Source organism: Leucobacter sp. (assembly GCF_053528595.1).
Genome location: NZ_JAIVPF010000032.1, coordinates 17,447 through 42,934 on the forward strand (window position 1 = coordinate 17,447; position 25,488 = coordinate 42,934).

Here is a 25,488-nt window from a genome sequence, read left to right on the forward strand (position 1 = left end):
CTAGCTGATGAAGCCGACCTTGCGGCTGCCCTCGCCGCCGAGCTCGATGTAGGAGATCGACTCGGCGTCGACGAGGTACTGACGGCCCTTGGTGTCGGCGAGCGCGATGAGCGCGGCGTCCTTGGCGACCGCGTCCTCGACGAGGGCGCGCACCTCGTCGGCCGTCGAATCGGTCTCGAACGAGAGCTCACGGGGCGAGTGCTTGATGCCGATGCGGACTTCCACGGGGTGCCTCCTCGAATGCCGCGGCGCTTGCCACGGAGCGGTCTGTGTACGACTGACTCCGAGTCTAGGGCCGAGAGCGCCCGCCGCGGCCCCACCCGCCCTCGCGTTCGCCCTCGGCGCAGCCGCGGCGCCGGAACCGGGCGATGTCGGAGGTGCTCACTAGGCTGAGCGCATGACCGGATTCGACCCCTCCCAGGCTCGCGCGCTCGAGCTCGATCCGGCGCGTCACGCCCGCATCCTGGGAGCGCCCGGCAGCGGCAAGACCCGCGTGCTGGTCGAAGCCTACGCCCGTGCGCTGCGGCGTCCGGGATGGAGGGAGGAGCACGTGCTCGCGCTCGCCCCCAGCCGCCTCGTCGCGACCGAGCTGCGCGCGGCGGTCGAGCGCAGCGTCGGCCGGGCCATCGGCGGCACTCCCGTCCGCACGGCCGCATCGCTGGGGTTCGCAGTGCTCGCCCGAGCCTCCGCCCTCGCCGGTCGCGAGGCCCCGCGGCTCCTGACCGGCACGGCGCAGGACGAGGAGATCGCCGCGGTGGTCGAGGTCGGGCTCACGGACGTGGAAACGACCGGTACGGGTGTCGCCGGGCTCTCCGCCGAGGTGCTCCGCAGCCCCGCCTTCCGGGCGGAGCTGCGCGAGCTGTGGCGCATCGCCGACGACTTCGATCTCGACGCGGCGCCGTTCGCGGAGCGCCTGCGCGGTCTGCGCGGGCGGGCGGGTGGCGAGGCCTTCACCCGGCTGCCCGAGCCGGGGCTGCTCGACCGGTGGGTCGACGGGCTGGACCTCATCGCCGCGGTGACGGATGCGCTCGCGCGCGAGCGCCCGGACGAACTGAGCTCGAGCGGGCTGCTGCGAGCGGCGGCGGCCGCGGTGCGGGCGGAGGGGGCGGTCGCCTCGGAGGCCGCCGGTGGGATCCGGCTGCCGCGGATGATCCTCGTCGACGACGCGCAGGAACTGGGGGAGGGCGAGCTCGCCCTTCTCGCGGCGTGCGCGAGCGCGGGCAGCGCCGTCTGGGTGTTCGGCGATCCCGACATCGCGACGAGCGCCTTCCACGGCGAGCGCACCGAGGCGCTCTCCCGGCTCGGTGCGGAACTGGCGCGGCGGGGCGGCGCAGGGGCGCCGCCGGCGGAGCCCGAGCAGCTCGCCGTGCTCGAGACCGTGCACCGGCACGGCACGGAGGTGCGCGGACTCGTCGGGGAGCTGACGACCCGCATCGGCGCGGCCGGCGCCGGCGAGCAGCGCGCGGCGACATCCGCGGACGACGGTGCCGCACCCGCCGCTCCCGACGCGCCTGCCCCCGCCCCGGCTACCCCCGGGGCCGCCGTTCCCGGGGCTGCCGTTCCCGGTGCCGCTGCTGCAGATACCGCCGCCGTGCAGTTCGCCGCGGCGGGTTCGCCGGCCGAGCAGCTCGGGATCATCGCGCACCGGCTCAGAGCGCGGCATCTCGGCCTGCACGGGGCTCCGCCGGTCGCCTGGCGAGACATGGCGGTGATCTGCCGCAGCCGGGCCGAGGCGTCGCGGGCCGCACGCGCCCTCGCGGCGCATCAGGTGCCCACCGGGGTGGCGGCCGGCGGGATCGTGCTGCGCGAGCACCAGATCGTGCGCGAGCTGATCCTCCTGCTGCAGCACGTGCTCGGCATCCGCGAGTTCACCGCCGCCGACGTGCTCAGGCTCGTGGGCGGCGTGGTCGGGGGACTCGATCCGGTGGCGATCCGGCGCCTGCGGGGGGCGCTCCTGCTGCAGGAGCGCCGCGAGGCGGGGGCCGAGGGGCGGGAGCCGCAGCCGATCGACGGGCTGGTGCTCGAGGCCTTCGCGATCCCAGGTGCGACTCCCGTCATCGACAGCGCCGGAGGGCGGGCGCTGCGCCGTCTCGGCCTCCTCGCGGCGGCGGCGTCGCAGGTGCTGCAGGCGGGTGGCACCCCGCGCGAGGTGCTGTGGGCGCTGTGGGAACGCACGCGCCTCGCCGAGCGGTGGCAGGACGAGGCGCTCGAGGGCCGAGGTGCGCGCGCCGACGAGGCGCATCGGTCGCTCGACGCCGTCATGGGGCTCTTCTTCGCGCTGCAGCGGCATGAGGAGCAGGACAGCGAGCAGCCGATCGCCGAGCTGCTCGAGGATCTCCTGCAGAGCGCCGTGCCCGAGGACTCGCTGGCGCAGCGCAGCCAGCGCGCGGCGGTCACGGTCACCACCCCGCAGGGGGCCATCGGCCGCGAGTTCGGCGTGGTCGCGGTCATCGGTGTGCAGGACGGGGCCTGGCCGAACCTCCGGGCGCGCGGTTCCCTGCTGGGCACCGCCGCGCTGGAGCGCTGGCTGCGCGGCGGTGAGGCGATCCCGCCGTCCCGTCGCGACACGATTCACGACGAGCTGCGGCTGTTCGCGCACAGCTGCGCCAGGGCGCGCGACGAGCTCCTCGTCGTCGCGATCGCGGACGAGGATCAGCGCCCCAGCCCCTTCTTCGGGTTCGGGCGCGATCACCTGCGCGAGGACCTGCCCAGCGCCCGCCTCACCCTGCGCGGTGTCACAGCCGAGATGCGGCGCAGGCTCGCGTGCGATCCCGCGGACGAGCAGGCGCTGCGCGCCCTCGTGGCACTCGCGGGCGAGCAGGCGACTGGCGCCCATCCCGACGAGTGGTACGGCGTGCTGCCGCCGAGCACCACGGCGCCGCTCTACGACCTCGACGGCGACCCCGAACTGCGGGTCCCGGTGAGTCCGTCGCAGCTCGAACGCGCGGAGAACTGCCCGCTCGACTGGGCGGTCGCCGCGTTGGGCGGGGGCGGCGGGAGCGTGCAGGCCGGCCTGGGCACGCTCGTGCACCACGCGCTCGAAACGGCACAGGGGCACGACCCGGAGGAACTGCTCGACGCCGTGCTGAGCGAGTGGCGCAAACTGCCCTTCGAAGCGGAGTGGGAATCGGAGCGCACCAGACGGCTCGCCGAGGCGCAGACCCGCGGTCTCGCCGCCTATCTGCGCGATTTCGAGGCGTCCGAACGGCAGCTCCTCGGTCGCGAGACCCGGTTCGCCGTGCCGATCGACCGTGCGGTGCTGCGCGGTGTGGCCGACCGGATCGAGGCGGTGCCGCGCGCCGACGGCGGTGTGGAGATCAGCGTGCTCGACCTCAAGACGGGGAGGAACCTGCCGTCCAAGGCGGACGCCGAGACTCACGCGCAGCTGCAGGCCTATCAGCTGGGCGTGACGCGGAACGCCTTCGACTTCGACCGCGCGGAAGCGCACGCGACGGAGACCTCGATGGCGGACCCGGCGGTGGACCCGGTGGTGGACCCGGTGGTGGAGGACTCGAAGGGGGGAGGGGCGGCGACTGAGACCTCGGCGGCCGAGGCCTCGGCAGCAGCCCCGGCGGCGGAGATCCCCGAACCGATGAGCGGCGGCGCCAGGCTGCTCTACGTGCACCCCGACGCCGCGAAGAAGGCGGAGTACGTCGAGCGCGTGCAGCAGCCGATCACGGAAGAGGCGGCGGAGGAGCTGGTGCGTCGGGTCGCGGAGGTCGCACGGGTCATGGCGGCCGGGGAGTACACGGCGCGCGTGGAGCATCACTGCTCCGATCCGCACCAGCCGGGCGACTGCAGACTGCACATCATCCCGGCGGTGAGCCGCGCATGAGCGACACGATGACGGCCCCCCTCGCACTCGACCGCGGCTCCCGACCCGTGTTCTCGGCCGAGCGCATCGCCCGGATCCTCGCGACCCCGCCGAAGCCGCCGGTCGTGCCCACGCCCGAGCAGCGCGCGGTCATCGAGCACCCGCTCGGCGGCAGCACGCTCGTGGTCGCGGGCGCGGGCAGCGGAAAGACCGAGACCATGGCGAATCGGGTCGTCTGGCTCGTGGCGAACGGGCTGGCGGCACCCGACGAGATCCTGGGGCTCACCTTCACCCGCAAGGCCGCGGGAGAACTGCGCGAGCGCATCACCGGCAGGCTCGAGACCTTCGCCGCACGGCTGCGCGACGCCGATGAGCGCGGAGACCTCTCGGCGGACGAGTCGGCGCGCGCCGCGCAGCTGATCGAACTGCTCGCCGATGGCCTCGACATCCCGGAGGTGAGCACCTACAACTCCTTCGCCGCGGGTGTGCTGCAGGAGTTCGGCGTCGCGGCCGGCGCGGCGTCCGGCTCGGTCGTCATCGACGAGGCGACGGCCTGGCGCATCGCACGCGAGGTCGTGCTCGAGAGCGACGATCCCGCACTCGCGAGCAGCGAGCTCGGCATCGCACAGCTGGTGCGGCACGTCCTGAACCTCGATCACGCCGTCGCGGATAACCTCACCTCCCTCGACCGCGTCGACCAGGTCGTCGAGGAGTTCGCCGGGGTACGGCGACTGCCCTACAACGAGAAGACCCCCCTCGACAGCGGCAAGATCTACGCCCCCGTGCGCGACGCGGTCGCGAGCCTGGCGGAGACCCCGCTCATCACCCGGCTCGCGCGCGCCTACGCGGATGAGAAGCAGCGCCGGGGACTCGTCGAGTTCTCCGATCAGCTCGCCCTCGCCACCCGCTCGCTCGAGCGATCGGCGGACGCGATCCGCGTGCTCCAGCGGCGCCACCGCGCCGTGCTGCTCGACGAGGTGCAGGACACCTCCGTGGGGCAGACCCGATTCCTGTCCATGATCTTCGCGGGAGCCCCCGTCATGGCCGTCGGCGATCCGCACCAGTCGATCTACGGCTGGCGGGGCGCCTCCGCCGAGGGACTGCAATCCTTCCACGTCGATTTCCGGGCACGGACCGCAGCGGTCCCGGCGCACGCGCCGGCGACGCTGACGCTGTCGACGAGCTGGCGCAACCCGGAGCGGGTGCTCGACGCCGCCAACGCCATCTCGGCCCCGCTCGCCGCGGAGGCCGCGGTCGAGGTGCCGCGCCTCGCGCCGCGCCCCGGAGCGGGGGCCGGAACGGTCGAGTGGTGCTATCCGGAGACCGTGCACGAGGAGCGGCTCGAGGTGGCCGACTGGATGCGCGCCGCCCGGGCGGCGCACCTCGCCGAGCACGGCGAGCAGCCGAGCGCCGCCGTCATCTTCCGCAAGCGCAGCCCCATGGCGGCGTTCTCTGCCGCGCTCACGGACGCGGGCGTTCCCAATCGGATCGTCGGCCTCGGCGGCCTCCTCACCACCCCGGAGGTCACCGATGTCGTGAGCGTGCTGCGCTGCCTCTGGTACGCCGACGCCGGGGGGCCGCTCATCCGGCTGCTGACCGGGCCGCGCTTCCGCCTGGGCGTCGCCGATCTCGGAGGTCTGCGCGACGCGGCCCGGTGGTTCGGCGACCGGGACGTCTCGCAGCAGCCGATCGGCGAGGCGGAGCGCTCCGCCGACAGCGTGCTCCCCGACCCCGATCGGCAGTACACCCTCATCGACGCGCTCGACCAGATCGCCTCGATGCGCGATCTCGATCATCGCGCGCTGCGGGGGATCAGCGAGACGGGACGCGTTCGCCTGCGCGAGGCGGGCCGGATGCTGGCCGGCCTGCGACAGGGCGTCGGCGGCAGCGTCGGAGAGCTGATCAGCGCCACGGTGCAGGCACTGCGCCTCGACATCGAGCTCGACGCCAACGAGGCCCGGGAGCTGGCCGGGAGCTCGGCGGCCCACGCCAATCTCGACGTGTTCGCCGAACTCGTGGAGGGCTACCTCGCGGTGGACAGCCGCGGCACGCTGGCGTCGTTGCTCGAGTGGATCGAACGCGCCACCGAATCCGACGAAGCGGCGGAGCACGTCGCGGCGCCGCAGCCCGGCACGGTGCAGCTCATCACCGCGCACGGGGCGAAGGGACTGGAGTGGGATCTGGTCGCCGTGCCCCGGCTCGTGAGCGGAGAGTTCCCGGGTACCCCGCGCACCGGAACCGGCTGGCTGCGCACCGGAGAGATCCCCGACGAGCTGCGGGGCGACGCCCCGGCCAGGCCGCAGCTGAACTGGCGCATCGCCTCCACGCAGAAGGAGCTCTGCGACCGGATCGCCGCGTACAAGGAGGAGCTCAAGGAGCGGCATCAGGAGGAGGAACGGCGGCTGGCCTACGTCGCCGTCACGCGCTCCGCCGATCGGCTGCTGCTGAGCGGATCGTTCTGGGGCGGGCAGACGCGCCCGCGCCCGCCCTCGCCCTATCTGCTCGAACTGCAGGAGGCCGGAATCGTCGCCGGTCTGCCGGAGGCCAGCGCGCACGAGAGCGATCCCAGCGAACTCGCCGAGCTCACGATGCAGTGGCCGCCGGACCCGCTCGGGGCCCGGGGCCCTGCGGTGCTGCGCGCGGCCGAGACGCTGCGCGCAGCACTCGACGCGCGCGAGCCCGGATGGGACTGGCGCGGGGACGCCGATCTCGACGAGACGGTCCGCCTGCTGCTCGCCGAGCGGCGTGCTGCGCAGGAGGCCCGGGGCGGGAGTCCCCGCGGCGGAGCGGCCCCGGCTGCTGCTGCTGCGAAGACCGCTTCGGCCGCGGCCGAAGCGGCGGAGCTCCCGGAGCGCATCACCGCCTCGACCTTCCACGAGTTCGTCGAGGACCCCGAGCGGGCCGAACGGCGGCGGCTGCGCCCGGTGCCGCAGCGCCCCTACCGGCGCACACGCATCGGCAACCGCTTCCACGAGTGGGTCGAGCGGCGCGCCACCACGGCCCGAGGCACGGCGCTACCGCTGAGCGGGCTCGAACTCGAGCTTCCCGATCCCGAGCTGACCGAGTTCGACGGTGCCGGCCTCGGATCGGCGGGCGCCGCGGACGCGGCGGGGCCGGGCGGAGAAGCCTCCGGCCCGGCTGGAGGGGCCGCGGGAGCGGTCGCGGGTGCCACGAGTGCCACTGGCGCGGAGGCCGCCGGTGCGGGGGATCCCGGGCCCGAGGACGAGGCGGCGCTGCAGCCGCTGATCGAGCAGTTCGAGCGCTCGCGCTGGGCCGACCGGAGGCCGATCGCCGTGGAGCAGGAGGTGACCCTGCCCTTCGCGGGAAGAACCCTCGTGTGCAAGCTCGACGCGGTCTACCGGGTGACGGACTCCGCGGATCCGGAGGGAGCGACCGCGCGCTACGAGATCGTCGACTGGAAGGCCGGGCGGCCGCCGCGGAACGACCGGGAGCGCGAAAGCCGGTTCTTCCAACTCGATCTCTACCGGCACGCCTACGCGCAGTGGGCCGGCATCGATCCGGCGCTCATCGACGTCTCGCTCTTCTACGTGGCCGAGGGCGTCGAACTGCGCGGCGGCACGCCTCGCAGCATCGACGATCTGGAACGGATCTGGAGGGAGGCCGCGGCCCGGCTCGCCGGGGCTCCCGAGCGCTGACTCACCCCAGTGCGTCGAGCGCGAGATCCGCGCGATCGGTGATGACCCCCGATACGCCGAGGTCGACCAGCTCGCGCATGCGCTGCGGGTCGTTCACCGTCCAGACGTGCACCTCGACTCCGTTGCGGCGGGTCTCCTCGATCAGGCGGGGGCTCAGCACGCGCAGCGGACCCCGGCGCTCGGGGATCTGCAGCGCGTCCACCTCCGAGAGCGCACGCCCGATCCGGGGGCCGGACCGCGAAGCGATCGCCGCGAGTACTGCCACGAGCCGTCGGCGTCCCGGCGAGGTCGCGGGGCGGTGGTGCGATCCCGGGACCGCGGCGGCGGCCTGCAGCGCCCGCAGCCGATACGCGTCCGAGAAGCTCGTGACGAGCACCCGGGCCCCGTGGCGGGCGACGGCGCGCCCCACGGCCTCGGCCGCCTCCGAGGCCTTGACATCGATGTTGAAGCGCGCCCGCGGGAACGCCTCGAGCGCCTGCTGCAGTGTCAGGAGGCCGCCCCGATCCGCCATGAGGGCGGTGAGCTCGCTGATGGACACCGCCGAGATCGGCCTCGGGTCGCCGACGACCCGGCGCAGATCGGCGTCGTGGGAGAGCACCACCTCGCCGTCGCTCGTGAGATGGCAATCGGTCTCGAGATACTCGGCCCCGGCCTGCACCGCCGACTCGAAGGCGACGAGGCTGTTCTCGACGACGCCGGAGGCGGCAAGCGCATCGGGCACGAAGCCGCGATGCGCGAGCACACGAGGTCTCGGAGTGCCGGAGAGATAGGGGTGGGTCATGCGTCCGTGCGTTTGACGGTCAGCGGCGCCCGGTCCGAGGACTCCGCCCGTCGGGATCCGGTGGCCCCGGCAGATCCGACGGATCGATGGGCTCCGTGAGCTGTTCCGAGGGATCGGTCGCGGCGGCGGCCCCGGTCGGGCCGGTCGCCTCGCCGCCGCCGGCGCGCCCGGGCGTCTTCTCCGAGTCGCCGTCCGCGGAGCCCCCGTCCGCGGAGGCGCGCCCGTCGGTGTCGCCCGGCTCGGAGGCGTCGGGCTCAGAAGTCCCGTCCCGCGACGCCCCGTCGGGAGCCCCGTCCTCGGGGACTCCGTTCTCGGAGGCGCCGCCGTCGCGGAGCGGCTCTACGAAGTCGGTGTCGACCCCGAACATGCGGTCCTCGTCCAGTGCCTCGTACGCTGCGGTGTCCGAGAGCTGATCGACGACCTCCGGAGTTTCGGCCAGCAGCGCGGAGACCTCGGCCTCTCCCATCGGCGCACGCGGAGCGCTCGAATCGAGCGCGCGGCCGAGCGGCCCGGCGATGCCGACCATGCGATCGAGCATCGCGATCGCGTCGTCCACGACCGAGCGATCGTGGGAGTCGACGCCGTGCAGCAGCCAGCGCGCCACCTCCAGCTCGTGGTACAGCGCGGCCCGGGTGCGCAGGTGGCTCAGCGATCCCGCGTTGCGGAGCTGAGCGTATCTCGCGAGCACGGCATCGAGCACGTCGGAGCCGGCCTCCAGCAGCCAGGATAGGTCGGCTGCGGGATCGCCCAGCGACAGCTCGGACCAGCCGAGCACCGCGGTGACGCGATCCTCCTCGACGCGCATCTGATCGGCGTCGAGCGAGCCGTGCACCATGACCGGGGAGAAGTCCCACAGCTCGGCGCTCTCGACCGTCTGCTCCCAGCGCTGCAGCACCGTCTCGGGCAGCAGCCGCGTCGCGCTCGCACGGTCGATGAGCCGCGTGGCGCGCAGCCGCAGATCCTGCGCGCTGCGCACCGGCAGGCCGCCCTGCTGCGCGACGTTCAGCGGGAGTTCGTGGATCGCCGCGATCGCCTCGGCGATGGGCTGCAGCAGGAGCGCGTCGTCGGCGAGATCCTCGGCCGTGAAGCGCGCGCCCTCCAGCATCGTGAAGACGACGGCGCGCGTCTCCCCGGCCCGGGTCATTCCGAGCGTGCGCGGTACCGCGAACGGCAGGCGGCTGCGCGGGCCCTCGGTGAGGGCCGCGAGTCCGAGCACCTCGGCGGACTGCTGCACCTCGGCGGCCTGTGAGCGCGGCACCCGCACGAGCAGTTCCTCGTCCTCGCTCGCCACGACCGCGGCCGCGTAGCTCTCGTCATCCAGATTCTCGCGAACCCCGAAGACCACGAGACCCGGCACCGCCGAGGTCGCAAGCGCGGCTAGAGTGAAAGGAATGCTGGCCATGTACTCAGGGTATGCACGTGCGGAGCCTCGGCCCACGCGCCACGCGCACCGCATCCCATACCGGACCGCGAACGACTGCACCGAGCGGATCCGGGGCGGCGTCGCGGAGGCGCCCGCGCACGAGAGGAGAAGCGATGAACCCCGATAGGCCTCCGCTCGCGAGCGGCGCCCTCGACCGCGACGCAGCGACCCGGATGGAGCCCCGCCGCCTGCGCGCCGCCTGGGCCGAGCCCGGAGCGCGGCTGCTGCGCGTACGGGGTGTGGAGATCCCCGTGCGCCGGAAAGCGGGCGCGCTGCGGCTCGCGCTGCTGCCGACCTCGGACGAGTACGCGCTGGCCGATCCCGGCAGCGGCGCGGCGCGGCACCTCTACCTCGGCCGGATGAACGGCGACCCGGTGTTCGCGATGGCGGACGACGGCGCGGCGGATGCCGATGCGGCGGACGACGGTGCGACGGACGCCGAGGATCGCGGCGCATCGGCCGCCCTGAACGCCGATGAACGGGATGCGCACTCGGACGGCGAGGAGTGGCGGCACCCCTTCGAGGTCGGCGGCGAGCTGAGCGACACCGAGCGAGAGCTCGTGGGCGTCGCCTCCGCGCTGCTGCGGTGGCACGAGAGCGCGGCCTTCTCGTCGCGGGACGGCTCTCTCACCGCGCTCGAGTACGGCGGGTGGGCGCGGCGCGATGCGCACGGGGGAGAGCTGTTCCCGCGCACCGATCCGGCCGTGATCGTGCTCATCGAGCACGGCGACCGGGTGCTGCTCGGCTCGAACGCGCTATGGGAGACGGGGCGGTTCTCGCTGCTCGCCGGCTTCGTCGAGGCGGGCGAGTCGCTTGAGCAGGCGGTCGCGCGCGAGGTCTTCGAGGAGTCGGGGGTGCGGCTCGGCGACATCGAGTACGTGACTTCCCAGCCGTGGCCGTTCCCGAGATCGCTCATGCTGGGGTTCCGCGCCCGCCTGGCCGACGGCGCCGATCCGGACGATCTGCGTCCGGATCCGGAGGAGATCTCGGAGCTGCGATGGTTCACCCGCGCCGAGCTGCGCGTTCCCTCGCCGGGCATCACGTTCCCGATGCCGCTCTCGATCGCGCGCTGGATGATCGACCGCTGGGTCGCGGAGGGCGACGCCGGTGGCGAGTGACGGCGACGAGGTGCTCGCGGGCCTCGATCCCGAACAGCGGGAGATCGCGGAGTGCCTGCGGGGTCCGGTGGCGGTGCTCGCCGGGGCCGGAACGGGGAAGACCCGCGCCATCACGCACCGGATCGCGCACGGCGTGCGCACCGGCGTGTACGCGCCGGATCGGGTGCTCGCGGTCACCTTCACCCGCAAGGCGGCGGGTGAGCTGCAGGGCCGTCTGCGCGGGCTCGGCGCGGAGGGGGTGCGCGCGCAGACCTTCCACGGCGCGGCGTTCGCGCAGCTGAACCACTTCTGGCCGCAGCTCGTCGGCGGCGCCGCCCCGAAGATGCTGCCGGGAAAGGTCGCGGCCGTCTCCCAGGTGGTCGAGAGCCTCGGCCTGCGTCTCGGCGGTGAGGCGCTGCGCGATGTCGCCTCCGAGATCGAGTGGCGCAAGACTTCGATGCTCGGCATCGACGGGTACGAGTCCCGGGTGGAGGAGCGGCCGGTGCCCCTCGGTCTCACCCGCGAGCAGCTCGTCGACGTGCATCGGGGGTACGCGGCGCTGCTCGAGGAGCGCCGGCAGATCGATTTCGAGGACGTGCTGGTGCTGCTCACCGGCATGCTCGAGACCGAGCCCCGCGCCGCGCTGCAGGTGCGCGAGCGCTATCGCTTCTTCACCGTCGACGAGTTCCAGGACGTATCGCCACTGCAGCACGCCCTGCTCCGGGTGTGGCTCGGCGACCGGGACGACGTATGCGTGGTGGGCGACGCGAGCCAGACCATCTACTCGTTCGCGGGGGCCTCGAGCTCGTACCTGCTGCGCTTCGGCGTGGAGTATCCGCACGCGCGGCAGATCCGCCTCGAGCGCAACTACCGCTCGACGGAGCCGGTGGTCCGCCTTGCGAACCGCCTGATGCGCGACCGGCCGGGCGCGCTCACGCTCCAGGCCACACGCACGGAGGAGGTCCACGCCGAACTCGCGCCGACGTTCGAGTGGTTCGCGAGCGAGCACGACGAGGCCGAGGCCGTGGCCGACTCGATCGCGGCGGCGCTGCGGGCCGGCACCCCGGCCTCGCAGGTCGCGATCCTCTACCGCACCAACGCGCAGTCGGCGCGCTTCGAAGCGGCGCTGCAGCAGCGCGGGATCAGCGCTCGCGTGCACGGCGCCCAGCGGTTCTTCGAGCGCGCGGACGTGCGTCAGGCGGTCATGCTGATCCGGGGCGAGGCGAAGGTCGCGGACTCGCGTCCGCTCTTCCAGATCGTCAGCGACGTGCTGCGGGCCGGCGGGTGGACGGCGAGGGCCCCCGAAGGCGCCGCCGAGCGGGAGCGCTGGGAGGCGCTCGGCGCGCTGCTCTCGCTGGTCGACGAGATGCCGCCCGGTGCAGGGATCCGCGAGTTCAGCGAGGAGCTGCTCGCACGTCAGCGCACCCAGCACGAACCCACCCTCGACGCCGTCACGCTGAGCGCGATCCACGCGGCGAAGGGTCTCGAGTGGTCGCTCGTGCACGTGGTCGGCCTGAGCGAGGGGATCCTGCCGATCGCGCACGCGAGCGATGAAGCCGGTGTCGACGAGGAGCGGAGGCTCTGCTACGTCGCCTTCACCCGGGCCCGCGACGTGCTGCGGCTCTCGGGGGTGGAGGGGGGAGCCCGCTCCGCTCGTCAGCCGTCGCGCTTCGTCGCGGAGGCCGGGCTGCTGCACTGAGCGCGCATCCGCATCCGCCGTGCGGCGACACGACGTCGATGCGCGGTGCCCCGTGCACGAGACCACGGTGCACGGGGATCGTGAAGCGCTTCACGTGAGCCGTCTCCGCGCCGGAGAGCCACTCCCGGATCAGCAGCGCGGCGAAGGCGGCGGCCATGTGCGCGCTCGCGGCGGTCTCGCTGCGCGGCGTGCGACCCGAGAGTTGCGCCGCGAGCACCGGATAGGCCGGATCCCGGCTCAGGAAGCCCAGAGAGATGCAGCTGTGGCACGGGCGTCCCCGCGCTCCGACCAGCGGGCCGACCTGAACCGCGCCGTCCGTGAAGCGGACGAGCAGGTGCGGGACCTCCTCGATGAGCCAGCGCTGCGCGCGCTCGAGCGGCTCGAGGAACCGCTCGACGTGGACTGCGAGCTCGCAGTGCGCCCCGGACGCACCCTCTTCGCCGCCGTCGAAGGTGCACAGCCCGGTGGCGATGAGCGCGTCGCGCAGTCCGGGAGGTTCGCGGCCGTCGTCGCCGAGGATCGTGCGCAGCAGTCGCGGTCGCGCCGTCGGAGCGGACGGCCCCGGCGGCCCCGGCGCGGTGAGGAGTGCCGGAGCGAGGTCGTCGAGCAGCCGTCGGGCCTCGGGAGGCATGAGGCCCGCCCGGCGGGCCTCTTCGAGCAGCTCGTCTCCGGGCACTCCGGAGACCAGCCTGCCGATGAACCGCTGCGCACCGGCGGAGGGACTCCGTATCCGGGCGCGCGCCCGCTCGAAACCGATGCGCAGCGTCTCCGGGTCCTCCCAGCAGAGGGGGAGATCCGGGTGGATCCGGGTGATGAGGTCGTTCATGCCCCGAGTCTGCAAGGCCCGGACGTCCTCGACCGCGCTATCCACAGGAACGCGGATGGATTCGATCGGGGCCGCGGCGCGGAGTCGCTTGTGGACGAAGGGCCGGCCCGGCCGGGGCTCAGCTCGTGCCGCGGCCCGTGCCGTCCTCCCCGCCCTCGTGCGGCGGCAGTTCGCCGTCGAGCAGCTGCGCGAGCGCGGCGTCGAACTCATCCGACTCGGCGTCCGGTGCTGATCCGGCCAGCCCGAGGCGCTCCAGCAGCCGCGCGGGGTGATCGAGCTCCTCCGAGCTCGGCAGCAGGTCGGGATGCGCCCACAGCCCGTCCCGGGTGGCGACATCGCTGCGCTCGGCCACGAGGCGCCACAGCGCCGCGGCCTCGCGCAGTCGGCGCGGCCGCAGCTCCAGTCCCACGAGCGCGGCGAAGGCGTGCTCCGCCGGTCCGCCCGTCGCGCGGCGCCGGCGCACCATCTCGGCGATGGCCTCCGCGCCGGGCAGGCGCTTCGCCGCGTCGGCCGTGACGACGTCCACCCAGCCCTCGACGAGCGCCAGCATGGTCTCGAGGCGCGCGTGCGCCGCCTCCTGCGCGTCGGTCTTCGGCGGGATGAGAGCGCCGCCGGCGATGATCTCCTGGATCTGCTCCGGGTGCTCCGGATCGATCTCGCGGGCGAGCTCCTCGATGCGATCGGTGTCGATCCGGATCCCGCGCGCGTAGTCGGTGATCGCCGTGAGCAGATGCAGCCGCAGCCACTTGGTGTGGCGGAAGAGCCGGGCGTGCGCCAGCTCCCGCACCGCGAGGTAAAGCGTCACCGCCTCCGCGTCCTGATCGAGGCCCTCCGCGAAGGCCGCGACCCCGCCGGGCAGGAGGGCGCCGCCCTCGCGCCCGGTGCCGGAGAGCAGCGGGATCCCGATGTCGCCCGCCGACACCACCTCGCCCGACAGGCGGCCGACGATCGTGCCCAGCTGCACCGCGAAGAGGGCCCCGCCCACGCTGCGCAGCATGGGCGTCGCGCCCTGCAGCGCTCCGCTGAGCTCCTCGGGCATCTGGCTCTGCAGCGCCTCCATGAGCGCCTTCGTGATCGACTCGGCCACGGGTTCCGCCAGCCCCACCCAGGTGTCGATCGACTGCTGCACCCACTCGATGCGGGTCAGCGTGCGGGGCGCGTCGGGAGTGGTGCCGAGCTCGGTCGCCTCGTCGAGCCACAGCGCCGCCACGGGGAACGCCCGCTCGGCCGGGGCCGGGTCGGCCGGCGCGGCGCCGTCGCTCGCCACCTCGATCGCGGTGCGCCGCGCGGCGGACCAGTCGATCCCCTCGCCGGGATGCTGCATCGCGCCCTGCAACGTGCTGAAGAGGCCCTGCAGGGCCTGCGGATCGATCGGCAGGCCGGCGGCCTTCGCGAACTGCTCGGGATCCATGCCGCCGCCGGGGGCGCCGCCCGAGAGCATGTTCCGCAGCATGCGCTGCAGCTCTTCGAAATCGTCGCTCCGGCCCTGGTCGTCCGCGCCGTTCTGGTCGTTCGCGCTCATCACCCGTTCCTCCGGTCATCCGTTGCCCACCACGCTACGGCACCCCGATCAGATCCGCCTGCTAGATTGACCGTCGCTCGGCGATTTCCATTGCGCCGACTGCGAACAGCGGCGCCGAGCCGTGGAGGGGCGGGACCGGGTGGACGACGAGGGCATCGAGCGCCGCAGATCGCGCGTACTGCTCGGGATCGCGATCCTCGCCTGCGTCATGCTGCTCGCGGCCGTGGTGCCCTCGCCCTACGTCATCGAGCAGCCGGGTCCCGTGGTCGACACGCTCGGCGAGGTGAAGATCGACGACGAGCCGGCTCCGGTCATCACGATCGACGGCGCGCGGACCTATCCCACGACCGGCGAGCTGAACCTGCTCACTGTCTCGATCCTCGGCAACCCGGATCAGCCGAAGAGCTGGCTCTCACTCGTGCCGGCCCTCCTCGATCCCGCCCAGCGCGTGGCCCCCGTCGGGGAGTTCTACCCCCAGGGTGTCACGGTGGAGCAGCGCGAGACGGAGAACGCCGTGCTCATGGACTCGTCCCAGGCGCAGTCGGCCGCAGCCGCCTTCCGCGCGGTGGGGGCGCCCGTGGGCGTCGAGCTGAGCGTCGCGGGCGTGTCGGAGGACGGCCCCGCCGACGGCCTGCTCGAGACCGGTGACCGGCTCGTGAGCCTCGACGGCCGGGAGGTCGAGGACTTCGACGATCTGCGCCGCGGGATCGCCGAGGCGGGCGCGGGCACCGAGATCCGCGTCGGGATCGTGCGCGACGGTGAGGAGCGCGAGGTGCGGCTCACGCCGCGACTGCCGGAGGGCGGGGACCAGCCGCTGATCGGCGCCATGATCTCGAGCGCGTACGAGCTCCCGGCCGAGGTCGACATCAGCCTCTCGCAGATCGGGGGCCCGAGCGCGGGGCTCGTGTTCGCGCTCGCGATCCTGGACCGGCTGACGCCCGGCGAGTTGCTCGACGGGCGCGTCGTCAGCGGCACGGGCACGATGACGGACTCCGGGGAGGTCGGCGCGATCGGCGGCCTCGCGCAGAAGATGTGGGCCGCGGAGCGCGCCGGCAGCGAGCTGTTCCTCATGCCGCTCGACAACTGCGCCGATCTGCCCAGTCGGCTGCCGGCGGGCCTGCGGATCGCGCCCGTGGAATCGCTCGACGAGGCGGTCGCCGCGATCGACGCGCTGACCTCCGGCGAGGAGCCCGCGGGGATCGAGCGCTGCGACGCGCTCGCGGGGGAGTAGCGGCGCGCGCACCGCGGCTGCACCGGGCGGGTGGGCGGGTCGCATGCGCCGGCCTGGCGCGAGTGTCGCTCCGTACCGGTCGCGGGGCGCGGGGGTTCTTGTCAGGGGCGACCGATAGGGTGGTACGGACCCCGCCCGGCACCCCTCGGGGTGCACTCTGGACAGGAAGAACTACAGAGACGTGACCGACCAGAACGCACACGCTCCGGCCCGTCAGCGCCGACTATCGCCGCTCGCCATCACCGTGATCCTGGTGGTGGTGCTGATCCTCGGCTTCCTCGCCGTGGCAGCGGTGCTCGCCGAGGTGATGTGGTACCGCCAACTCGGATATCTGCCCGTGCTGACCACCCAGTGGATCGCGGCGGGAGTGATGTTCGCGATCGGATTCGTCGGAATGGCGGTGCCGGTCTTCTTCGCGATCGATATCGCCTACCGCAAGCGCCCCGTCTACGCCCGCCTCACCGCGCAGCTCGACCGGTATCAGGAGCTGTTCGAGCCGCTGCGCCGCCTCGTGAAGTGGGGGCTGCCGGCCGTCGTTGGCCTCTTCGCCGGCTTCAGCACCGCGGCCCAGTGGCAGCGCGCGCTGCTGTGGCTCAACGGCGAGGCGTCGGGGGAGAAGGACGCCCAGTTCGGACTCGACATCTCGTTCTTCCTCTTCGATCTGCCGATGCTGCGCGGGATCGTCGGCTTCGCCTCCGCGGTGGTGCTGATCTCGCTCATCGCGGGGGTGGCCACGAGCTACCTCTACGGCGGCATCTCCTTCTCGGGCCGCGATGTGCGGGTCTCGAAGGCCACCCGCATCCAGGCGGCGGTGCTGGCCACCGTGTACCTGCTGCTGCAGGCAGCGAGCCTGTGGCTCGATCAGTACGGAACGCTCACGGGGGCCAGCGGGCAGTGGACCGGCGCGCTCTTCCAGGACGTGCACGCCGTGATCCCCGGCAAGCAGATCCTCGCCGGCATCGCGATCATCGTGGCTGTGCTGTTCCTCGTCACGGCCTTCACGGGCAAGTGGCGGCTGCCGGTGATCGGCACCGCGCTCTTCCTCGTGTCGAGCATCGTCCTCGGGATCGGCTATCCCTGGGCGGTGCAGCAGTTCCAGGTGCGCCCCGACGAGAAGAGCCTCGAGGCGGAGTACATCCAGCGCAACATCGAGGCGACGCGAGCCGCGTACGGCATCGACGACGTGCAGGTCGAGCGCTACGACGCGGTGACCGACGCCGAGCCCGGCGCGCTGCGCAACGACGCCGAGACCACGGCCAACATCCGCATCATCGACCCCGAGGTCGTATCGCCGACGTTCGCCCAGCTCGAGCAGATCCGTCAGTACTACCAGTTCCCCACCTCGCTCAACGTCGACCGCTACGAGATCGACGGCCGCGTGGAGGACACGGTCTCCGCCATCCGCGACATCGACATCAGCGATCAGAGCGGCTGGTACAACCGCACGCTCGTCTACACGCACGGCTACGGCCTCGTCGCGGCCTATGGCAATCAGCGCTCCCCGGGCGGCGAGCCCGTGTTCCTCGAGAACGGGATCCCCACGAGCGGCAAGCTCGGCGAGTTCGAGCCCCGCGTCTACTTCGGCATGAACTCGCCCGAGTACTCGATCGTGGGCGGCGAGCGCTCCAAGCCGATCGAGCTCGACTTCCCGGCGGACGCCGAGAGCACCGCCGAGGCCACCGCCGACGATCCGGAGCCGGCCGAGCCCGAGGGCGGCGAGGCGGCCGAGGAGACTCCTGCCGAGGAGACGCCCGCCACGGAGGAACCGGCGGAGGAGGAAGCGGTCGAGGAGGCCCCCGCGGGCCGTCAGAACATGACCACCTTCTCCGGCGACGGCGGCCCCACGCTGAGCAATCTCTTCACGAAGCTGATCTACGCGCTGAAGTTCCAGGACATGGAGGTGCTGCTCTCGGGCGCCGTGGTCGAGGGATCGCAGATCCTCTACGATCGCAACCCGGTCGATCGAGTGCAGAAGGTGGCGCCCTACCTCACGATCGACAAGTCGCCCTATGCCTCCGTGGTCGACGGCCGCATCGTCTGGATCATCGACGGCTACACCACGTCCGCCGACTATCCGTACTCCCAGCAGAACGACATGAACGCTCTGACGGTCGACGCGGACAACGAGCGCACGGACCCGATGCCCAAGACGGTCAACTACATCCGCAACTCGGTCAAGGCGACGGTGGACGCCTACGACGGCTCCGTGAAGCTGTACGCCTGGGACACCGAGGATCCGCTGCTGCAGTCGTGGGGCAAGATCTTCCCGGGCACCCTCGAGAGCGTCTCCGAGATGAGCGGCGACCTGCTCAGCCACGTGCGCTACCCGAGCGATCTCTTCAAGGTGCAGCGGGCGGTGCTCGGCCAGTACCACGTCACCGACTCCGACGCCTTCTACTCGGCCGAGGACCGGTGGCGCACGCCGGACGACCCGGTGTCGAGCGCCGCCGCCGGTGCGGTGAAGCGGGCCCAGCCGCCGTACTACCTCACGCTGGCGGCCGGGGCCGAGGCCGACCCGAACTTCTCGATCTATTCGACCTACATCCCGGATCAGCAGGGCGAGGGCTCGCGAGACATCCTCACCGGCTACCTCGCGGCGAACTCGAACGCGGGCTCCGACGCGGGCGAGATCTCCGAGGAGTACGGCACGCTCAAACTGCTGACGCTGCCGAAGGGCAACCCGATCCCGGGCCCCGGACAGGTGCAGAACAGCTTCACCACCGACTCCGAGGTGTCGCGCCTGCTCAACATCCTGCGTCAGGGCGAGAGCCGGGTCATCAGCGGCAACCTGCTCACCCTGCCGGTCGGCGGCGGCCTGCTGTACGTGCAGCCGGTCTACGTGCAGGCGTCTTCGGGCACCAGCTTCCCGATCCTGCAGAAGGTGCTCGTCGCCTTCGGCGACCAGATCGCGTTCGAGGACACTCTCGACGAGGCGCTGGACTCCCTCTTCGGCGGCAATTCCGGCGCCAACGCCGGTGACGGCGGCGTCGAGGTCCCGGCGTCGCCGGACGAGCCCGACGGAACCGGCGAGACCGAGGATCCCTCGGGCGAGGAGGAGCCCGGTGGATCCACGGGGTCCGACTTGAGCCTCGACGAGGCGCTGCGAGAGATGCAGCAGGCGATCCAGGACCGCGACGAGGCCATGCAGGCCGGCGACTGGACCGCCTACGGTCGGGCCGACGAGCGCCTGCGACGGGCCCTGGAGGCCGCGCTGCAGGCCGAGTAGCCGACGCGCCGACGCGCGCACGGCCCGGTCCCCGATCAGGGGGCCGGGCCGTCGTGCGTTGTGTGCCGCTCTGCGTGCCGCCCGCAGCCCGGCGTGCCGCCCGGCCCACCGCCCTGCCCGCGGCCCGGCGTGCCGCTCTGCCCGCCACTCCGCTATGTCGCTCTGCGTGCTGTCCACCGCTCCTCTCATGCGAGGCCTCTGCTCGAGATTCGCGCGTCAGTAGTTGTCACCAAATCGGAGAAATGGCAGCAACTTCTGGCGCGCGGAGTGCAGGGTCCGTGGGTGGAAGGGCGCGCCGACGCCCGTTCACACGTTGCCGCCGATGATCCCGTGTGGTTCTCAGGCCCCGCTCGGTGCTCCGCTCACAGCTGGGCGCAAACGCATTGGGCGCAGAGATTCTTCGCCGGTGCGAGAGCTCTCGATCCGGTCTGCTGCGACGGCCGGGCTCGGGACATGCGAAAGGCCCCTGATCTGGATTTCTCCTGATCAGGGGCCTTTCTTGTGTCGCTTATCCGTTGCGGGGGCAGGATTTGAACCTACGACCTCCGGGTTATGAGCCCGGCGAGCTACCGAACTGCTCCACCCCGCGGCACAAGAATTTACTTTAGCACGGATTCTGAGCCGATGCGAATCGAGCCGCGAAATCGCCTGTGGACAGTCGGAGCAGCCCACCCCGAGGAGCCCGCAGCATCGATGGAGGAGCGCCTCTCCGTGGTGCTCCCGAGCGATTCGCATCAGGAGGCACGAACATGATCAGACCGAATCCGGGACGCCCCGCCGTCGGCGGCGAGGCCCCGCGCACGGCCCTTCGACAACGCTCCGGGCGGCTGCTCCGGCGGCTGGCGGGAGCGACGGCGGCGGCCCTGTTCCTCGGGGGAGCGATCGTCGCGGTCGACTCGGTCCCGGCCGAATCCCTGCCGCGGGGCGAGAGCGTGAGTTTCTCCGGCGGCCTCACGATCTCGAACTTCGTCATGCCGAACGGGAAGCGGGCCTACTGCATCGAGGTGTCGATGAGCGAGCCGTCCGGGCGCGTCTCGGGAGGCGGCCGGGTGAGCCTGCTGCCCGGGCGCTCGGGCGCCTTCTCCTCGTGGGGCGATCCCGCCGGGATGCGGCAGATGAACTACCTCATCGATCGGCACGGGCAGAGCGGCGACGCGTGGACCGCGGCTGCGGTGCAGCTGACGATCTGGCGCATGCGCGAGAACTTCCGCAGCGGCAATGCCCACCTGAATCAGAAGATCGCAACGCTGCAGGCATCGCAGCGGGGGCGGAATCTCATCGCCGCCTCCGACCGGCTGTACGCCGAGGCGAAGCAGCGGGCCCAGCCGCCGACGACCCCCGCCGCCGTTACGGGAGTGCTTCAGCTCGGTGCAGACCCCGGAGGACATCCGGGTCGGTTCCGCGTCGCGTATCCGAAGGGCACGACGTCGCTCACGGTGCAGGGCGGTACCTTCATCCGCAACGGGGCGTCGCAGCTCGCGGTGCCCGCGGGCGAGGCATCCGCGCGATACATCGAGCTCCGGGCAGGGGCGAAGAAGCTGGAGGTCTCCGGTGCGTGGGTCTCGACCGGCGCGGTGGGGTGGGAGCCGCAGCTCGACGTCTACACGACCACCACCGCGGTGGGAGGGACCGGTCAGCGCGTGGCCGTCGCCACGGGCGCCTCGAAGCGCCAGGATCGCACCGGAGCCTTCGAGGCGGTGTCGCTCGACACCCGCGAGTGGGCACCCCCGACGGCCTCCTCGCTCGCCCAGCCCTCCGCGGAGCTGGGAGGCACGATGGCGGACGAGCTGATCGTCACGCCGCCGCAGGGCAAGGAGCTGCGGATGTGGCCGGGCGCCGAGGCGGACTTCACGGCCTATCTGCTCCCCGAGGCGGGCGCGCCGAAGTACGATGACACCTGGCAGCCGCTCCTCGGCGAGCCCTACGAGGCGCAGGCGGAGGATCCCGAGACCGGGGAGGCGCTCTGGCGGGAGTGGTGGTCGGCGCCGGACGGCAGCCCGCTCCTGGATGCCGACGGCGAGCGGATCCCCGTGCTGGATGCCGACGGCGCGGTCAACGCCGGAATCGCGGGGGACGGCAGCGCCTACCCCGTGCCGCAGTTGGACGCGGCGGGGCAACCGATCCTGGACGAGGACGGCGAGCCGAGATACTTCACCGGCAGGGATCCCGTTCTCGAGGAGCGCCGGGATCCCCTGCGGTGGAGTGCGGCGGAGATCGCCGAGATGAGCGCTGCAGAGCGCTGCATCGTCCAGCCGGTGCACCGGCAGTCCGGCGTCCCCGTGCCCGGGGCCGGGCGCTTCAGCACCGGACCGGTGCCGGTGCGCAGTTCGGGGACGATCCACTGGGTGGAGCGGGTGCGCTCGGGCGGAGCCGTGGTGCACGAGGGCAGGTGCGGGGTCTCCAACGAGACCACCCGCATCGGGCAGCCCGGCGTGGTGACTCAAGCGCTTCCCGAGGCCGTGGTCGGGGAGGAGGTGCACGACGTGGCGACGCTCTCGGGGGCGTTCGCGCCCGGGGCGGAGTACTCCGTGCGGTTCGAGGCGTACCGTGCACCGGAGCCGGGCGACGCCGATCCCGCCGCCGGGGGAACCGGGGAGACTGCACCGGGCGAGCCCGTCTGCTCGGCCGAGAACATCGTGTTCCGTTCCTCGTACGTGCCGGTCGCGGGTCCCGGTGAGGTGCGTTCTCCCGGGTTCACCGCCCGATGGGAGCACGGCACCGTCATCTGGTGGATCGAGACGCTGTTCGTCGATACCGGCGACGGTCCTCGTGCCATGCATCGCGGAGAGTGCGGGCTCGAGAACGAGACCACCCGCATCGGGCGTCCCGCCGTGGAGACCGTCGCCACTGCGACGGCCTCGGCCGGGGATCGCATCTCGGACATCGCGCGGATCTCGGGTCGACTCGAGGCGAACGAGGAGGCCAGATGGGAGATCGCCTTCAGCGGCTATCGCGAGCGGTACGAGCCGGTGGAGGGCGCGGACGACGCGAGCTCGGCTGCCGAGGGGAGCGCGGAGCGTCCCGTGTGCGGTGCTGAGAACCGGTTGTTCGAGACGGGCGCGGTGGAGGTGACCGGACCCGGTGAGGTGCGTTCGGACGAGGTCGTCGCGCAGCCCGAGTGGGCCGGTCCCGTCTGGTGGGTGGAGAGGCTGTGGCTCGTGCAGGGCGAGGAACGGCTCCTCGTGCACGAGGGCGAGTGCGGCCTGCCGCATGAGACCACGACGATCAGCGCTCCCGAGGTGGTCACCGAGGCGAGCGGTTTCGTCGCCGTCGGCGATCGCATGGGCGACACCGCGATCGTCTCGGGGGAGCTGAGCTCGCGCGACGGCGTCGTGCACGAGGTGCTGTTCGAGGGGTTTCGCGGGGATCCGCGACTCACCGGGACCGATGCCGCTGAGTGCGTCGACGGGAATCGACTGTTCGCCACGGAGCCCGTGCCGGTGACCGGCCCCGGCGAGGTGACCTCTCCCGAGGTGACCGCGCTCCCGGAGTACGGGGACACCATCTGGTGGGTGGAGACGCTCGTGCTGCGGGACGGCGAGGCGTCGACGGTGCTGCATCGGGGCCGGTGTGGACTGCCGAACGAGACGACGACGGTGCAGCATCCGGAGGTGCGCACCGAATCGGCGGGCGCCGTGACCGTCGGCGAGGACATGTACGACATCGCGATCGTGACCGGTGCGCTCTCGCAGCGCGACGACCTCGAGTTCCGCGTCGTCTTCGCCGCCTACGAGCGTCCCGCCTCGGGCGCCATGAGCTGTGACCCGGGCACGGAGATCGAGGATCTCGGCGATGCCGAGGGGGTGGTCGTCGCCGGTCCGGGACGGTACGAGTCCCGGCACGTGCGCACGACGGAGGAGCACGTCGGCCTCGGCGGCTACGTCGAGACGCTGGTGATGATCGAGGACGGAGAGACCCACGTGGTCCGCACGGGGGAGTGCGGCGCGTCGAGCGAGGAGTTCGAGGTGCGTGCTCAGGAGTCCCCGGACGCTCAGCGTCCGCCGTTGGCGTCGACGGGCACCGCTCCGCTCCATCCGCTCCTGATCGGCTCCGGCCTGCTGCTGCTCGGCGGGCTCCTCGTCGCCATGATCGTGCATCGGCACCGCACTCGCCGCGAACGTGTGCGGGAGTGCCGCGACATGGCGGAGGTGCTCGAGTGACCCGATGCCCGCGGTGCCCGCGGAGCTGGCGGTGCTGGTGAACCGGTGGAGCGAGTGGCGCGGGCGAACGGTCTGAGCGGGCGAACCGGTGGCGCGAGCGGTGCGGGCGGATTCCCCGGCGGGAGCGCCGCTCCGCCGGGGATCTGCAGATCACATGCAGTGCTCGCAAACGTAATTCATAGCTTCACGAGCCAGTCTGGACGTACGAAGAAGGGAGCTCCCGATGACCACCACCCCGGAGTACGACCAGCAGGGCTCATCACGCGACGCCGAAGCCCACGACGGAGCGAGGACCGCGAACGATGGGACGGGCCCCGCTGCGGCTGCGGGAGGTGCGAGCGGATCCCCGTCCGCGGACGCCGCGCCCTCCGCCGCAGCCGAGTCCGCCCGCGCCGGTCAGGCGCCGCAGGCCCCCCAGGAAGCCCAGGCTCCCCGGGCTCCGCAGATCCAGGCTCCGACGCCGCCGCAGACGCCGACCACGCCGCAGGGGCAGACCCCGCAGGCACAGGCACCGCAGGCGTTCTCGCAGACGCAGCCGACCACCCCGCTGCCCGAGGCCGCTGCCGCCGGTGGCTATGGTTCGCCGGCCGCCGGGGACCCCGCGCAGCGGTCGATGCACGCTCAGCAGCAGCCCTACGGGACCGCCGCTCCGGCCGGCTACGGCGCCCCCCAGGTTCCGGTTCAGACCCAGACCCAGACCCATCCCCAGGCGCACCACTTCCCGGCCGCGCCTCCGCAGGACGGAACCGCTGCGCCGGTGCAGTCCGGCCCGGCTCAGCCCAAGAGCCGGACCGGGGCGCTGCTCGCGGGGCTCGCGATCGGCGCGCTGCTCGGCGGTGTGGTCGGCGGCGGCGTCGCCGCGGTGGTGGCCTCGAACGTCACCCCGCAGACGGTCGCCCAGGGCGGGAGCGGAGCGATCACCCTGAACAACCCGGAGAATGCGACCGCGATCTCCGGCGTCGCCGCAGTCGCGACTCCGAGCGTCGTGACGCTGGAGGTCTCGAGCGGCAGCACCGGAGGATCCGGCTCCGGGGTGATCTACCGCGAGGACGGCTACATCATCACGAACGCGCACGTCGTCACCCTGGACGGGGCGGCCACGAGCGGGGCCCAGATCCGCGTCAAGCTGAGCGACGGCCGCATCCTCGACGGCGATCTCGTGGGGGTCGACCCCTACGCGGATCTCGCGGTGGTCAAGGTCGATGCGGACGGGCTGTCGGCGATCCAGGTCGCCGACTCGGATCAGCTCGACGTCGGTGATCTGACGGTCGCGATCGGCGCCCCGCTGAACCTGGCGAACACCGTGACCAGCGGCGTGGTCAGCGCGCTGAACCGCGGCATCTCTGTGGGCAGCCCCCTGATTCCGCAGGATCCCACGCCGCAGGAGGACGACGGGCAGGACAACGGCCAGGGCGACGGACAGGACGACGGCTACGGATTCCCCTGGGACTTCCGCTTCGGTCTCCCCAACGAGGAGGGCCAGGAGCAGTCGCAGCAGACGGCGGGCGGCACGGTCACCCTCCCCGTGATCCAGACCGACGCCTCCATCAACCCGGGCAACTCGGGCGGCGCGCTGCTCAACGGCAGCGGAGAGCTGATCGGCATCAACGTCGCGATCGCCTCGGCGACGAGCGCCAACGGCACGGCCGGCAGCGACGGCCTCGGCTTCGCGATCCCCGCCAACCTCGCCACCCGCGTCGCCGACGAGATCATCGCCGGCGAGCAGCCCTCGCACGGCCTGCTCGGCGCGACGGTCGCGGACTCGACCCAGGACACCGACGAGGACGCGAACCACGCCGGCGGCCTGCTGGTCGATGTCACCCGCGGTGGTGCGGCCGATGAGGCCGGCCTGCGATCCGGCGACGTGATCACGGCGGTCGACGGTGTTCCCGCGGTGGACGGCACTTCGGTCTCCGCGCTGATCCGCATGCACGCCGGCGGCAGCACGATCACGATCGACTACACGCGGGGCGGCGAGGCCGGGCAGACCGAGGCCACGCTGGGCACCCTCGAGTGGTGACCGGATAGCGACGCGGCTCCTCGACGACGCCGC

At 72.5% G+C, this 25,488-nt stretch carries 13 protein-coding genes and 1 tRNA gene; 8 read left to right on the top strand and 6 right to left on the bottom strand.

What is annotated here, in order from left to right; translation table 11 throughout:
• Complete coding sequence (locus tag ACWKZU_RS06425; RefSeq protein ID WP_449281574.1) at window positions 1-225, bottom strand: DUF3107 domain-containing protein; 225 nt, start codon at window positions 223-225, stop codon at window positions 1-3.
• A gap of 172 nt (window positions 226-397) precedes the next feature.
• Between ACWKZU_RS06425 and ACWKZU_RS06430 the strand changes: the two genes are divergently transcribed.
• Together ACWKZU_RS06430 and ACWKZU_RS06435 are read left to right on the top strand one after the other, a co-directional pair.
• Entirely contained in the window at window positions 398-3,835 is a 3,438-nt protein-coding gene (locus ACWKZU_RS06430) for a PD-(D/E)XK nuclease family protein (RefSeq protein WP_449281575.1), read from the top strand.
• Window positions 3,832-7,470 (top strand): ATP-dependent helicase, encoded by a 3,639-nt coding sequence (locus ACWKZU_RS06435; protein ID WP_449281576.1) that lies wholly within the window; start codon window positions 3,832-3,834, stop codon window positions 7,468-7,470. The genes ACWKZU_RS06430 and ACWKZU_RS06435 overlap by 4 nt, the downstream gene beginning before the upstream one ends.
• A gap of 1 nt (window position 7,471) precedes the next feature.
• Here ACWKZU_RS06435 and ACWKZU_RS06440 read toward each other — a convergent pair whose 3' ends face one another.
• A complete protein-coding gene (locus ACWKZU_RS06440; RefSeq protein ID WP_449281577.1) occupies window positions 7,472-8,251 on the bottom strand; it encodes a glycerophosphodiester phosphodiesterase family protein in 780 nt (259 codons plus the stop codon).
• Between the two features lie 19 nt (window positions 8,252-8,270).
• Window positions 8,271-9,653 carry a phosphotransferase gene (locus ACWKZU_RS06445; RefSeq protein WP_449281578.1) on the bottom strand — a complete coding sequence of 461 codons (1,383 nt, stop codon included), beginning with the start codon at window positions 9,651-9,653 and terminating at the stop codon, window positions 8,271-8,273.
• 134 nt (window positions 9,654-9,787) lie between these two features.
• Here ACWKZU_RS06445 and nudC point away from each other — a divergent pair, with 134 nt between their 5' ends.
• Both nudC and ACWKZU_RS06455 read left to right on the top strand, forming a co-directional pair.
• Window positions 9,788-10,792: an NAD(+) diphosphatase gene (gene nudC / locus ACWKZU_RS06450; RefSeq protein ID WP_449281579.1), complete on the top strand. Its 1,005-nt coding sequence runs from the start codon at window positions 9,788-9,790 to the stop codon at window positions 10,790-10,792.
• On the top strand, window positions 10,782-12,470 hold the full coding sequence (locus tag ACWKZU_RS06455; RefSeq protein WP_449281580.1) for an ATP-dependent helicase: 1,689 nt from the start codon (window positions 10,782-10,784) through the stop codon (window positions 12,468-12,470). The genes nudC and ACWKZU_RS06455 overlap by 11 nt, the downstream gene beginning before the upstream one ends.
• Here ACWKZU_RS06455 and ACWKZU_RS06460 read toward each other — a convergent pair.
• Window positions 12,367-13,296 carry a hypothetical protein gene (locus tag ACWKZU_RS06460; RefSeq protein WP_449281581.1) on the bottom strand — a complete coding sequence of 310 codons (930 nt, stop codon included), beginning with the start codon at window positions 13,294-13,296 and terminating at the stop codon, window positions 12,367-12,369. The two genes, ACWKZU_RS06455 and ACWKZU_RS06460, sit on opposite strands and share 104 nt — an antisense overlap.
• A 118-nt stretch (window positions 13,297-13,414) precedes the next feature.
• Complete coding sequence (locus tag ACWKZU_RS06465; RefSeq protein ID WP_449281582.1) at window positions 13,415-14,818, bottom strand: zinc-dependent metalloprotease; 1,404 nt, start codon at window positions 14,816-14,818, stop codon at window positions 13,415-13,417.
• Window positions 14,819-14,939: 121 nt separating this feature from the next.
• Between ACWKZU_RS06465 and ACWKZU_RS06470 the strand changes: the two genes are divergently transcribed.
• Entirely contained in the window at window positions 14,940-16,049 is a 1,110-nt protein-coding gene (locus tag ACWKZU_RS06470; protein ID WP_449281583.1) for a YlbL family protein, read from the top strand.
• A 181-nt stretch (window positions 16,050-16,230) separates the two neighbouring features.
• The gene (locus ACWKZU_RS06475) at window positions 16,231-19,275 is read left to right on the top strand and encodes a UPF0182 family membrane protein (protein WP_449281584.1); all 3,045 of its coding nucleotides are present in this window, start codon (window positions 16,231-16,233) and stop codon (window positions 19,273-19,275) included.
• 515 nt (window positions 19,276-19,790) lie between these two features.
• On the opposite strand, the gene ACWKZU_RS06480 is transcribed toward ACWKZU_RS06475, so the two are convergent.
• Window positions 19,791-19,864 (bottom strand) — tRNA-Met (locus ACWKZU_RS06480).
• 160 nt (window positions 19,865-20,024) lie between these two features.
• On the opposite strand from ACWKZU_RS06480, the gene ACWKZU_RS06485 reads away from it, so the two are divergent.
• The gene (locus tag ACWKZU_RS06485) at window positions 20,025-23,435 is read left to right on the top strand and encodes a hypothetical protein (RefSeq protein WP_449281585.1); all 3,411 of its coding nucleotides are present in this window, start codon (window positions 20,025-20,027) and stop codon (window positions 23,433-23,435) included.
• 223 nt (window positions 23,436-23,658) lie between these two features.
• Window positions 23,659-25,455: a trypsin-like peptidase domain-containing protein gene (locus ACWKZU_RS06490; protein WP_449281586.1), complete on the top strand. Its 1,797-nt coding sequence runs from the start codon at window positions 23,659-23,661 to the stop codon at window positions 25,453-25,455.
• Window positions 25,456-25,488: the final 33 nt, after the last annotated feature.

Excerpts from the sequence above, each read along its gene's own strand:
- ACWKZU_RS06445 (WP_449281578.1), bottom strand. The coding sequence starts at position 9,653 with ATGGCCAGCATTCCTTTCACTCTAGCCGCGCTTGCGACCTCGGCGGTG.
- nudC (WP_449281579.1), top strand. The coding sequence starts at position 9,788 with ATGAACCCCGATAGGCCTCCGCTCGCGAGCGGCGCCCTCGACCGCGAC.
- ACWKZU_RS06440 (WP_449281577.1), bottom strand. The coding sequence starts at position 8,251 with ATGACCCACCCCTATCTCTCCGGCACTCCGAGACCTCGTGTGCTCGCG.
- ACWKZU_RS06435 (WP_449281576.1), top strand. The coding sequence starts at position 3,832 with ATGAGCGACACGATGACGGCCCCCCTCGCACTCGACCGCGGCTCCCGA.
- ACWKZU_RS06460 (WP_449281581.1), bottom strand. The coding sequence starts at position 13,296 with ATGAACGACCTCATCACCCGGATCCACCCGGATCTCCCCCTCTGCTGG.
- ACWKZU_RS06490 (WP_449281586.1), top strand. The coding sequence starts at position 23,659 with ATGACCACCACCCCGGAGTACGACCAGCAGGGCTCATCACGCGACGCC.
- ACWKZU_RS06430 (WP_449281575.1), top strand. The coding sequence starts at position 398 with ATGACCGGATTCGACCCCTCCCAGGCTCGCGCGCTCGAGCTCGATCCG.
- ACWKZU_RS06485 (WP_449281585.1), top strand. The coding sequence starts at position 20,025 with ATGATCAGACCGAATCCGGGACGCCCCGCCGTCGGCGGCGAGGCCCCG.
- ACWKZU_RS06465 (WP_449281582.1), bottom strand. The coding sequence starts at position 14,818 with ATGAGCGCGAACGACCAGAACGGCGCGGACGACCAGGGCCGGAGCGAC.